This window comes from Pseudomonas fontis (assembly GCF_028656955.1).
GTDB lineage: Bacteria > Pseudomonadota > Gammaproteobacteria > Pseudomonadales > Pseudomonadaceae > Aquipseudomonas > Aquipseudomonas fontis.
This window is the reverse complement of sequence record NZ_JAMDGY010000074.1, coordinates 1-11,594: the sequence shown is the minus strand read 5'-3', so window position 1 is coordinate 11,594 and position 11,594 is coordinate 1. Positions and strand designations below refer to the sequence as shown.

Here is an 11,594-nt window from a genome sequence, read left to right as displayed (position 1 = left end):
CCCGGCCCATCATCCGGCCCTTCGCTTCGCTACGGGTCCCTTCCTTCCGCCCACGCTCCATGGGGCCGCGCCGAAGGGCCGTCCCTGGCCCATCGGCGCTTTCGGGCCATCCATGGCCCTCACCCCACTCCGCGTGGGCTCCACTCAGCCTCCTGGGGGGCCGGAGGTCCGCAGTGTCTGAACTGTTGCGCACAAAAATTAATGGCAACGGCAACGGCAACGGCAACAGCAACAGCAGCAGCAACAACAGCAGGATTGCGTCGGGATGGGTTGGTGGGGGAATTACCTTTGAAAAAAATTTGGATCGCCACCGTTGCCCTGGCCGCACTCTGCGGCTGCAATCGCAACGACACCCTCGAACACATCAGCGGCCCTACCATGGGCAGCAGCTACACCGTGCAGTACGTCCGCACCCCCCAAGGCCCCGCGCCAACGCAGGTTCAGCAAGCCGTCGAAAGCATCCTCCAGGGCATCGACCAACGCTTCTCCACTTACCGCAGCGACTCGCTGGTCGAACACTTCAATCAGCTCCCCGCCAACAGTTGCCAAACACTTCCCGCCGATTTTCTGCAACTGGCCCAGACCGGCGAAACCCTGTCCCGGCAAAGCAACGGCGCGTTCGACCTCACCGTCGAACCCCTGCTGGATCTATGGGGCTTCGGCCCGCAATCACGCGGCGAAAAAGTCCCCGACCCGAACGCGCTGGCACAAGCCCGTCAACGCGTAGGCCACGCCAACCTGAGCATCAGGGGCGAGCAACTGTGCAAGCAGGCAGCCGTCGAACTCGACTTCAACAGCATCGCCGCCGGCCACGCCGTGGACCTGATCGTCGAACGCCTCCAGGCCATGGGCATCCACAGTTTCCTGGTGGAAGCCACCGGCGAACTCAAGGCCGTCGGCCGCAAACCCGATGGCAGCGCCTGGCAGATAGCGCTGGAGCTGCCCCGCGATGACCGCCAGATCGCCCACCAGGTCATCCCCGTCGATGGCTACGGTGTTTCCACGTCGGGTGACTACCGCAACTATTTCGAGGAGAATGGCCAACGCTATTCACATACCTTCGATGCGCGCCTGGGCAGGCCGGTGGCCCATACGCTGGCCTCGGTCACGGTGATCGAGCACTCGGCGCTGCTGGCCGACGGCTATTCGACACTGCTGCTGATACTGGGCCCCGAGCAAGGCTGGGACTTTGCCCTGGCGCATCAGTTGGCAGCGGTTTTCGTGACCCGTGCGGGTACGGGCTTCGTCTCTCGCTGTACCCCGGCGTTCGAGCAGGCTGTCGGGGGCTGCCAGGGCAGCCCATCGCCGGCAACGCCGGCTCCCACGCCAACCGTGGGAGCCGGCGTTGCCGGCGAAAAGGATTGAAGGTGTCTTGCATGTAGTGCAGAGAAAAATAGCCTACGACGCGACCAAGGGTTAATGTGCGCGGCGCTCAAGCTTGATTAGACTGCACCCGAATTTTTTCATGGCGCCAAGCGCGCCATGATGTAGCCCCGGACGCCAGCGTGGCATCCGGGCCTGTTCTGAAGGAGTACGCATGGCTGTCTACAACTACGACGTAGTGGTGCTGGGTTCCGGCCCCGCAGGAGAAGGGGCGGCAATGAATGCCGCCAAAGCAGGACGCAAGGTAGCGATGGTCGATAGCCGTCGTCAGGTCGGCGGTAACTGCACCCATCTGGGCACCATCCCGTCCAAGGCCCTGCGTCACTCGGTCCGCCAGATCATGCAGTTCAACACCAACCCGATGTTCCGGGCCATCGGCGAACCACGCTGGTTCTCCTTCCCCGACGTGCTCAAGAGCGCCGAGAAGGTGATCTCCAAGCAGGTCGCCTCGCGTACCGGCTACTACGCCCGCAACCGCGTCGATGTGTTCTTCGGCACCGGCAGCTTCGCCGATGAGCAAACCGTCGAAGTGGTCTGCGCCAACGGCGTGGTCGAAAAACTGGTCGCCAAGCACATCATCATCGCCACCGGCTCGCGCCCATACCGCCCAGCCGATATCGATTTCCACCACCCGCGTATCTACGATAGCGACACCATCCTCAGCCTGGGCCACACCCCACGCAAGCTGATCGTCTACGGCGCCGGGGTCATCGGTTGCGAATACGCATCGATCTTCAGCGGCCTGGGCGTACTGGTCGAGCTGGTCGACAACCGCGGCCAACTGCTGAGCTTCCTCGACTCGGAAATTTCCCAGGCGTTGAGCTACCACTTCAGCAACAACAACATCACCGTGCGCCACAACGAAGAGTACGAGCGCGTCGAAGGCCTGGACAACGGGGTGATCCTGCACCTGAAGTCCGGCAAGAAGATCAAGGCCGACGCCTTGCTGTGGTGCAACGGGCGTACCGGCAACACCGACCGCCTGGGCCTGGAGAACATCGGCGTCAAGGTCAACAGCCGTGGCCAGATCGAAGTCGACCAGAGCTACCGCACCTGTGTGCCGAACATCTATGGCGCCGGTGACGTGATCGGCTGGCCAAGCCTGGCCAGTGCCGCCCACGACCAGGGCCGCTCGGCCGCTGGCAGCATCGTCGACAACGGCAGCTGGCGCTTCGTCAACGACGTGCCAACCGGTATCTACACCATCCCGGAGATCAGCTCGATCGGCAAGAACGAGCAGGAGCTGACCCAAGCCAAGGTGCCGTACGAAGTCGGCAAGGCGTTCTTCAAGAGCATGGCGCGGGCGCAGATCGCCGGCGAGCCGCAAGGCATGCTGAAGATCCTGTTCCACCGCGAAACCCTGGAAATCCTCGGCGTGCATTGCTTCGGCTACCAGGCTTCGGAGATCGTGCACATCGGCCAGGCGATCATGGATCAGCCGGGTGATCGCAATACCCTGAAGTATTTCGTCAACACCACCTTCAACTACCCGACCATGGCCGAAGCCTATCGGGTAGCTGCCTACGACGGTCTCAACCGGCTTTTTTGAGCGGCTCCGGCCGGTGGCCTGAGCCGGCCGGGGAGATTGATTTCAGCGATTCCCAAGCGTGGCAGTGGCCAAACCGGGAAAGTCTGTAATCAGGCTGTCTACGCCAAAGTCGGCCAGCCGGTGCATCAGCGCCGGCTCGTTGACCGTCCACACCGACACATGCAACCCCTGACGCTGGGCCTTGGCCAAGCGCTCGGGGGTGCAGTGTGTCCAGTTCAATGCCAGGTACTCACAGCCATAGTTCTGCGCGACCTTCAGCGGGTCGAGCCAGGTGTATTCCGCCACCAGGCCACGGGAAATATCCGGGGTCAGTTCCAGGGCGGCGCCGAGCACTTCCCGTGAGCTGGAGGTGATGGTGACCCGGTCGAGCAGGCCGAAACGCTGGGCCATCTCGCGAATCGCCAGCACGGTGGTGGCGGCGCGGGTGCGCGAGGCACTCTTGACCTCCAGCTGCCAGTGCTCGAAATCGCACTTCTCGAACAATTCCTCAAGCCGCGGAATAGGGCAGGGCTTCATCCAGCCCGGGCCGCCCTTGCGCGCATCGTAGGTCACCAGGTCGGCTGCGGTGTGCTCGACGACCTTGCCGCCGCGACCGGTGGTGCGCTTGAGGGTCGGGTCGTGGATGACCATCAGTTCGTTGTCGGAAGACAGGTGCAGGTCCAGCTCGCAACGGCGTACGCCGTGTTCAAGGCAGTGCTGGAAGCTGCTCAGGGTGTTCTCGGGGGCTTCGCCCTTGGCGCCACGGTGGCCGTAAATCAGGGTCACGTTTGTTCCTTCAAGTAAGGCTGAAAGTCAGGAGGCGGCCGGGTCGTTCTGTTCCAGGGCCTGGCGTCGTTGTTGCGCCTGCCGTTGCAGGATGTAGCGGGCGAGCAACTGGCGCTGGGCGTCGGTCATGTCGACAAACTCGGTGCCCACCTCGTAGTCGCCGTCCGCGCGCACATCACAGTGCGTGACCTTGGCCCGCAGCAGCAGGCCAAGCGCTTGCGGCATCAATACCATCTTTACCGCAACGCGCGCGCCGGCGGCAATCGGTTGGGCCTGGGCAAACTCGATGCCGCCCTCGGAGAGAATCACCGGGCGCGGCGCGCCGATATGTCCCAGCAGGGTTTGCGCAACCACCGAGCTGAGCAGGTCGATACGCTTGTTCTGCGCCTTGAGGAAGGCGGCCAGGGTGCGGTCCTTGTCACTGAGCTGGCGCATCAGGTGCTGGGACTCGAACTCGCTGAGGTGCAATTCGCTGAGCAAATTGAACAGTGGCGAATCATCCTGCAACAACTCTGTGCCAAGGGCTTCAGCAGCGCTCAGTGGGCTAATTTCCAGTGCGATCCTATCGTCGATACGGTAGTATTCGCGGCGATCTTCTTCATCTAATGTCGACATGGCGAACCCATGGTAGCGGCGGTGGTCTGAGTGTAAAGCTGCTGTTCATACCCCGCCACAAGGACGTTCCTCTTTCATCCGAACAAGCCCCGACATGTTCAGACCTCTTTTCGTATTCATTGGTACGCGCTACACCCGTGCCAAGCGCCGTAATCACTTCGTCTCGTTCATTTCCCTGACCTCGATGATCGGCCTCGCCCTGGGCGTGGTAGTGATGATCGTGGTGCTCTCGGTGATGAACGGCTTCGACCACGAGATGCGTACCCGCGTGCTGGGCATGGTGCCCCACGCTACGCTCGAGACCGGTCAGCCGATTGACGACTGGCCGGCCCTTGCCGATAAAGTAAAGCAGAACTCCGAGGTTCTGGCGGTGGCCCCGTTCACCCAGATGCAGGGCCTGCTGACCCACGATGGCAAGGTGCAGAAGGTGCTGCTCAATGGCATCGACCCGGCCCAGGAGCGCAATGTCTCGATCATCGACAACTTCGTGCGCGAAGGTAAGCTCGATGACCTGGCGCCCGGCAGCTTCGGCATCATGATCGGCGACAGGGCGGCGGCCAAGCTCGGCGTGGTGGTCGGCGACAAGCTGACCTTCGTGGCCCCGGAGGTCACCGTGACCCCGGCCGGCATGTTCCCGCGCATGAAACGCTTCACCGTGGTCGGCATCTTCCACGTGGGCGCCGGCGAGATCGACGGCTACCTGGGCCTGACCAACCTTTCCGACCTGTCGCGCCTGCACCGCTGGAAGCCCGACCAGGTCCAGGGCCTGCGCCTGAAGTTCGACGACCTGTTCCAGGCCCCGCGTACCGCCTGGTCGATTGCCCAGGCGTTGGGCGAGGACAAGTTCTATGCCCGCGACTGGACCCGCAGCCACGGCAACCTGTACCAGGCCATCCGCATGGAAAAAGCCATGATCGGCCTGCTGCTGTTGCTGATCGTCGCGGTCGCCGCGTTCAACATCATTTCCACCCTGGTGATGGTGGTCAACGACAAGAAGGGCGACATCGCCATCTTGCGGACCCTGGGCTCTACGCCTGGGCAGATCATGGCCATCTTCATGGTGCAGGGCACGGTGATTGGCGTGGTCGGCACCTTGATTGGCGCTGTGGTGGGCATTCTTGCCGCGCTCAATGTCAGCGCGGCGATTGCCGGGCTGGAAGGGCTGATCGGCCACAAGTTCCTCAACGCCGACGTGTATTTCATCGACTACCTGCCGTCCCAGGTCATGGCCGAGGATGTGTGGATGGTCTGCGGTGCGGCGCTGGTCCTGAGTTTCCTCGCCACCCTGTATCCGGCCTGGCGTGCGGCGCGCACCCAGCCTGCGGAGGCGCTACGTTATGAGTGAGTTGGGCATGAGTGATAAAGCCGTACTGAGTTGCCGCAACCTGGGCAAGTCTTATGAAGAGGGCCCGGAGTCGGTCCAGGTGCTGTCGAACCTGCAGCTGGAACTGCACCCCGGTGAGCGCGTAGCCATCGTCGGCAGTTCCGGGTCGGGCAAGAGCACCTTGCTCAACCTGCTTGGCGGCCTCGACACGCCGACCCAGGGCAGCGTCTGGCTGGCTGGCGAAGAGCTGTCGGCGTTGGGCGAGCGGGCCCGTGGCTTGCTGCGCAACCGCGCGCTGGGCTTCGTCTACCAGTTCCACCACCTGCTGCCGGAGTTCACCGCGCTGGAGAACGTGTGTATGCCGCTGCTGATCGGCCGCACCGCGATCCCCGAAGCGCGTGAGCGCGCCGAAGCGCTGCTCAAGCGTGTCGGCCTGGGCCATCGCCTGAGCCACAAGCCATCCGAGCTGTCCGGTGGTGAACGCCAGCGCGTGGCGATTGCCCGCGCCCTGGTCAACCGCCCGGGCCTGGTGATGCTCGACGAGCCGACCGGCAACCTCGACCAGCATACCGCCCAAGGCATTCAGGACCTGATGCAGGAACTGAGCAGCTCGTCGCAGACCGCGTTCCTGGTGGTCACCCACGACCTCAACCTGGCGCGGCAGATGGACCGAGTGCTGCGCCTGGAAGAAGGCCACCTGGTAGCGATCTGACCGGTCGTGCAGGCGGCCCGCCGTGTGCGGCGGGCCGCGTGTTCATTCTTTTTTACTGGGTGCTTCGTTCATGTTCAGACCCTTGTCCATCTTTATCGGCACGCGCTACACCCGTGCCAAGCGCCGCAACCATTTCATCTCGTTCATCTCCATGACCTCGATGATCGGCCTGTCCCTGGGCGTGCTGGCGATGATCGTGGTGTTGTCGGTGATGAACGGCTTCCAGCGCGAGATGAGTGCGCGCATCCTCGGCATGGTGCCCCACGCGACCATCGTCGGCGTCAAGCCGCTGGACGACTGGCAGCCGGTGGCCGCCGCGGCGCTGAAGAACCCGCAAGTGCTTGCCGCCGTACCGTTCACCGAAATGGAAGGGATGCTTTCCTACAAGGGTGCGATGCAGCCGATCCAGATCAGCGGCATCGACCCGGCCCAGGAAGCCAAGGTGTCGATCGTCGCCGAGCATATCGTCCAGGGTCGTCTCGATGACCTCAAGCCTGGCGAGTTCGGCGTGGTGGTCGGTGAAATCACCGCGCGGCGTTTTCGCCTGAACGTGGGCGACAAACTGACCCTGATCGTCCCGGAAGTCAGCACCGCACCGGGCGGGATTACCCCGCGCATGCAGCGCTTGACGGTAGTTGGCGTGTTCAAGGTCGGCGCCGAGCTGGATGGCTCGATGGGCATGATCCACGTCGCCGACGCCGCGCAGATGCAGCACTGGGCACCGAACCAGGTGCAAAGCGTGCGGGTCAAGGTCAAGGACCTGTACGCCGCGCCGCAGGTCTCGGCAGCCATCGTCGCCTCGCTGGGTGACCAGTACCGCGCCGATGACTGGACCCACACCCAGGGCAGCCTGTTCAGCGCGATGAAGATGGAAAAGACCATGATCGGCCTGTTGCTGATGATGATCATCGCGGTCGCCGCGTTCAACATCATCGCCACCCTGATCATGGTGGTGAACGACAAGGGCGCTGATATCGCCATCCTGCGCACCATTGGCGCGACGCCGGCGCAGATCATGGGCACCTTCATGGTCCAGGGCACCTTGATCGGCATCGTCGGCACGCTGATTGGCGGCGTGCTGGGGGTGATTGCCGCGCTCAATGTCAGCCAGATCGTCGGTTGGCTGGAGCGCATGAGCGGGCAGCATATCTTCACCTCGGACGTGTACTTCATCAGTACCCTGCCGTCGGAGCTGCAATGGGGCGATGTCGCGCTGATCTGCAGCGCCGGCTTGATCATGAGCTTCCTGGCCACGTTGTACCCGGCCTGGCGGGCCTCGCAGATCCAGCCGGCCTACGCCTTGCGCTACGAGTGATGCACACGACACCGCCGGCTGCTAGCCGGCGGTGTCGTTTTCAGCGTCCGGACAACATGCTGCGCAGCACGCCATCGCGGCGGATCAAGCCATGCACCAGTGCGGCCGCCAGGTGCACCAGCACGGTGGCGAACAGCAGGTAGGCCAGCCAGCCGTGGGCCAGGCGTAGCACGGCGTACAGCTTCAGGTCATGCGGCAGCAGCGCTGGCAGATGCAGCGGGATCGGGTAGCCGCCTGCCGAGAGCATGCCCCAGCCAATCAGCGGCATGGCCAGCATCAGTGCGTACAACAGCCAGTGCGAAGCCTTGGCCGCCAGGCGCTGGAGCGCCGGCAAATCACCCGGTAGCGCCGGGGCGCCGTACTTCAAGCGCACGCCGATGCGGATCAGCACCAGCACCAGCAGCGCCAGGCCAATCAGCTTGTGTATGCCGACCAGCAGCGTATGCCGGGGCGACAGGTCGCCGACCATGCTTACGCCGACAAACAGCATCGCCAGGATCAGCAGCGCCATCAGCCAGTGCAGCAGACGCGACAGCGGGTGGAAGTGTTCACCTGAACGGCTCATGAACGCTCTCCCAGGCCGGCGGATTCACGGCTGCGGCGGTTGAAGGATTCGGCATAGGCGGATGAGCGTGCGGCCAGGATCGGGTCGGCAGACGGTTCGATGCCCCCTGGCAGGATCAGCGGGTCGAAATTCAGGTCGCGGCAGGCGCCTGCTTCCTTGGCGTAGACCTGGTCGATCACCAGGGTGCCCGCATCCACTTCTTGGCGACCCGCTGGCCAAGGCTGTGCAGGGTCGTCTACCGGGTCGCCGGGTTCGGCCAGGGTCAGTACCAGCTTCCATTGCAGCGGGCCTTGGCCCAGGCGCTGCTGCAGGTCGTGCTGGAGATAGTCCTTGTCGTTGACCTGGGCGGGCAGGGGTTCGAACGGCGCCACCGGGACCATCCGCCAACGCACGTAGCGGGCGTTGCCAGCAGTATCGATCAGGCGGAAGGCGTTGATGCTGTGGAAGGCCGAATTGGCGAAACTGTCGGATGACTTGTAGTCCTTGGCCCACTGGCGGAAGGCGGCGCTTTCCGGGTGACTGGCGAAGAACGCCTGCAACTTGGCCGGGTCCGGCTTGCCGGTGGCCGGGTCGGGGGTCATCGCCAGGACCTGCTCGTAGAAACCTTCCGGGGTGCTCACGGCGAGTACCGGCGGGGTGTTCATGCCGGTGCGCCAGAGCTCGCCGTCGTCGCTGCGCAACTGCACGGCAAGGCTGCGCGTGGGTATGTTGGCGTCCGGGGCCAGCGGGTTGGCGCCGCCGATGGCGAAGCGCCCGATTACCGGCACGGTCGGCTGGCTGAACACCCGCGCGCGGGACAGCGGCGCGGCCAGCCCGCTGCTCTGGAAGTAGCCGCTGACGCACAAACCCTTGGCGTGGTTCTTGCGGTAGCCGGGGTAGTAGCCGGCCTGGGACATGAAGGTGTCGATGATGCGCTTGGGCGTCAGGCGGTCGGGGCCGATCCAGCCAGCAGCGTAGGCAAAGCCTGCCGCGACGGCGGTGACCAGCAGGCCAATGGCGGCCAGGCGCGCGAGGCGGGCCGAGCCTTGTAGCGGAGTGCTCATGAGCGGCGATCCGGTCAGTGAATGAACCGGTACGACGGTTCGCGGGAAGATTTATTCCCGACGCCTGGGAATAACTTCCGGCGTCGCGCGTCTGCCTCGTACACTGACCGCCAGCAGGGCCCGGATTGCCACGATGAACCACCTCGACGACGCGCAACTGCGCGACATGCTCCAACGCTTGCGGCGTTTTGCCCTGTCGCTGACCCGCGAAGCCAGCAGCGCTGACGACCTGGTCCAGGCCACGGTCGAGCGCGCGCTGAGCCGTGGTGCCCAGCAAAACGCCGAAGCCAGCCTGCGCGCCTGGCTGTTCTCGATCCTCTACCGGCTGTTTATCGACGGCAAGCGCCGCGAGCGTCGCCATGCGCGCTGGCTGGCCTGGTTCGGGCGGGGCGAGGAGGGTGGCAGCAGCACCGAGGACATTGTCCTGGCCGAGTCGGGGCTGGCTGCCTTTGCCCGTCTGCCCACCGAGCAACGGGCGCTGCTGGTGCTGGTGAGTGTCGAGGGGCTGAGCTACAAGGAGGCCGCCCTGGCCCTAGACGTGCCCATCGGCACGGTGATGTCGCGCCTGTCGCGGGCGCGGGCAGCGATGCGTGAACTGGCCGAGGGCAACACGCCGCCCCCGGCACTGCGGAGGTTGAAATGAGCCGGTTGATCCCGTCCGAAGAAGAATTGCATGCCTATGTCGACGAGCGCCTGGAACCGGCGCGACGCCGCGAGGTGCAACTGTACCTGGCCGCCAACCCCGAGCAGGCCGCGCGCATCGAGGGCTGGCGCAGTGATGCCCGGCTGCTGCGCACGGCCCTGGCCGGGTGGGCCGAACAGCCGCTGAACCCGCGCCTGGACCCGCTCGCCGTGCGTCGCTCGCTGCGCCAGCGCCGGCAGCGGCGCTGGGCTACGGCGGCGATGTTGCTGGTGGCGCTGGGCCTGGGCGGCGCGGGGGGCTGGCAGGCGCGTGAGACGAGCCTGCTGGCGAGCAATCCGCCCATGGCCGATGCCGTGCAGGCGCATCGGCTGTTTGCCTATGCACCTTCCCTGGATATTGCCGTGCAGCGTCCGGCGCAGTTGCAGGCGTGGCTGGGCGAGCATTTTCAGCAGGCGGCGCCGGTGCCCGACCTGTCGGCCTACGGTTTTTCGCCGGTGGGCGCGCGCTTGCTCAGCAACGAGCAGGGGCCGGCGGCGTTGTTGGTGTTCGAGGATGCCAAGGGGGAGCGGGTCAGCCTGTTCCTGCGCTCGCCGGGTGAGCACTATGCGCGCATGCCGCGTGGCGAGCGGGTCGATGGTACGTTGCAGGCGCGTTACTGGTCGCGTGGGGACTACAACTATGCGCTGGTCAGCGATGCTGCCGACGGTCGCGCGGCACAATTACGCAACGTATTGGACATCGCCCTGTAGGCCTTCCGGGCCTAAGCTGTAAGGGCGTACCTGCCGGCTGCCTTTCACGGCGCAGCTCGGGCGTCAATCTGGGCTGGCAGGCTGATTTCGTATCAACGTCAGGGATTGTCGTTTGCCCGAGCAGCGCCGTTTGGCACGTGCGAGGTAAGGCAAATGAAAGGGTTCAAGTGCTTGGGTTTTGCTGTCGTGATGGTCATGGCAGGGCAGGCCACGCTGGCAGTGGCCGCGAATCAGCAGGACTCGCGCCTGGATGCCCATGAGCGGGCGGTTCAGGTTTATGCGCAGCAGCACGGGCTGGCCGTGCCGGCGGTGCGCGACTATCAGTACGGCATGCAGCTGGATGTGCGTGACGTCATCCTGAAAACCGCCAGCACCCGCAGTTGTGACGCAGAGCCCATGTTGATGACCTACAAGGACAGTAGCGGGCAGTTGCTCACCCTGCGTTACAGCGAGCAGGGCAACTGCCCGAAATTCCAGGGCTGAGGCACCGGGGTTGTAGCCGCTGCCGTGAGGCTGCGCTCGCCTGCATGGCAGGCGCCGCCTTTGGGAGCCCTCCCGGGCTCCAGCGCAGCCTGTCGGCAGCGGCTACAAAATTGTGCAGGACCGTTGCTCCCACACAGCCCTGGGCGGGCAATGCTGCCGGTAGCCGGCGAGTCAGGTGCTTGGCGATGATTGGCGGGCTGGCCATCCGACCAGCACGACAAGGAGTCTTCGCATGAATTTTTTTGATTGCCAGGTGTTTGATCGAACGATCAATGGTGGGCTGGGCCGTGAGTCGCGTCAGGGGGATGTGCCGGTAGAGGCGGACTCGTTGGCCCAGGCTGAAGTTCAGGTACGCAAGGAATACCCGCAATGGCGCTCGGTTGGACGTTTCGACGTGCTGTGCCGGGTGAATGACGAAGAGTAACCCATCCTGTAGATACCGTCTTGC

The 11,594-nt window shown here is 64.3% G+C and carries 13 protein-coding genes; 9 read left to right on the top strand and 4 right to left on the bottom strand.

All coding sequences use genetic code 11. The features are described 5' to 3' along the window. Positions 1–378 precede the first annotated feature (378 nt). Both M5G11_RS20885 and sthA read left to right on the top strand, forming a co-directional pair. Positions 379–1,365 (top strand): FAD:protein FMN transferase, encoded by a 987-nt coding sequence (locus M5G11_RS20885; RefSeq protein ID WP_273909782.1) that lies wholly within the window; start codon positions 379–381, stop codon positions 1,363–1,365. A 172-nt stretch (positions 1,366–1,537) separates the two neighbouring features. Then, entirely contained in the window at positions 1,538–2,932 is a 1,395-nt protein-coding gene (gene sthA / locus M5G11_RS20880) for a Si-specific NAD(P)(+) transhydrogenase (RefSeq protein WP_273909781.1), read from the top strand. Positions 2,933–2,974: 42 nt separating this feature from the next. Here sthA and M5G11_RS20875 read toward each other — a convergent pair whose 3' ends face one another. Together M5G11_RS20875 and M5G11_RS20870 are read right to left on the bottom strand one after the other, a co-directional pair. Next, positions 2,975–3,697: a glycerophosphodiester phosphodiesterase gene (locus M5G11_RS20875; protein ID WP_273909780.1), complete on the bottom strand. Its 723-nt coding sequence runs from the start codon at positions 3,695–3,697 to the stop codon at positions 2,975–2,977. Positions 3,698–3,724: 27 nt separating this feature from the next. Beyond that, positions 3,725–4,312, bottom strand: a complete 588-nt coding sequence (locus tag M5G11_RS20870; RefSeq protein ID WP_273909779.1) for a PilZ domain-containing protein — start codon at positions 4,310–4,312, stop codon at positions 3,725–3,727. Positions 4,313–4,406: 94 nt separating this feature from the next. Here M5G11_RS20870 and M5G11_RS20865 point away from each other — a divergent pair, with 94 nt between their 5' ends. The 3 genes from M5G11_RS20865 to M5G11_RS20855 all read left to right on the top strand — a co-directional run bounded on the left by M5G11_RS20865 (position 4,407) and on the right by M5G11_RS20855 (position 7,663). Continuing rightward, complete coding sequence (locus tag M5G11_RS20865) at positions 4,407–5,657, top strand: lipoprotein-releasing ABC transporter permease subunit (RefSeq protein ID WP_273909778.1); 1,251 nt, start codon at positions 4,407–4,409, stop codon at positions 5,655–5,657. Positions 5,658–5,664: 7 nt separating this feature from the next. Next, positions 5,665–6,348: a lipoprotein-releasing ABC transporter ATP-binding protein LolD gene (gene lolD / locus M5G11_RS20860; protein ID WP_273909777.1), complete on the top strand. Its 684-nt coding sequence runs from the start codon at positions 5,665–5,667 to the stop codon at positions 6,346–6,348. Positions 6,349–6,418: 70 nt separating this feature from the next. Continuing rightward, positions 6,419–7,663: a lipoprotein-releasing ABC transporter permease subunit gene (locus tag M5G11_RS20855; protein WP_273909776.1), complete on the top strand. Its 1,245-nt coding sequence runs from the start codon at positions 6,419–6,421 to the stop codon at positions 7,661–7,663. A gap of 40 nt (positions 7,664–7,703) precedes the next feature. Here the strand turns inward: M5G11_RS20855 and M5G11_RS20850 are convergent, their stop codons facing one another. Next, entirely contained in the window at positions 7,704–8,228 is a 525-nt protein-coding gene (locus M5G11_RS20850; protein ID WP_273909775.1) for a cytochrome b, read from the bottom strand. Next, entirely contained in the window at positions 8,225–9,271 is a 1,047-nt protein-coding gene (locus M5G11_RS20845; RefSeq protein ID WP_273909774.1) for a catalase family peroxidase, read from the bottom strand. The genes M5G11_RS20850 and M5G11_RS20845 overlap by 4 nt, the downstream gene beginning before the upstream one ends. A 133-nt stretch (positions 9,272–9,404) precedes the next feature. Between M5G11_RS20845 and M5G11_RS20840 the strand changes: the two genes are divergently transcribed. From M5G11_RS20840 to M5G11_RS20825, 4 genes are all read left to right on the top strand, one after another. Beyond that, positions 9,405–9,914, top strand: a complete 510-nt coding sequence (locus M5G11_RS20840) for a sigma-70 family RNA polymerase sigma factor (protein WP_273909773.1) — start codon at positions 9,405–9,407, stop codon at positions 9,912–9,914. Further along, a complete protein-coding gene (locus M5G11_RS20835; protein WP_273909772.1) occupies positions 9,911–10,663 on the top strand; it encodes an anti-sigma factor family protein in 753 nt (250 codons plus the stop codon). Before M5G11_RS20840 ends, M5G11_RS20835 begins: the two co-directional genes overlap by 4 nt. Positions 10,664–10,816: 153 nt before the next feature. Continuing rightward, positions 10,817–11,146, top strand: coding sequence for a DUF2790 domain-containing protein (locus tag M5G11_RS20830; protein ID WP_273925345.1), 330 nt, complete (start codon positions 10,817–10,819; stop codon positions 11,144–11,146). A gap of 232 nt (positions 11,147–11,378) precedes the next feature. After that, positions 11,379–11,570 (top strand): hypothetical protein, encoded by a 192-nt coding sequence (locus M5G11_RS20825; protein ID WP_273909770.1) that lies wholly within the window; start codon positions 11,379–11,381, stop codon positions 11,568–11,570. Positions 11,571–11,594 lie beyond the last annotated feature (24 nt).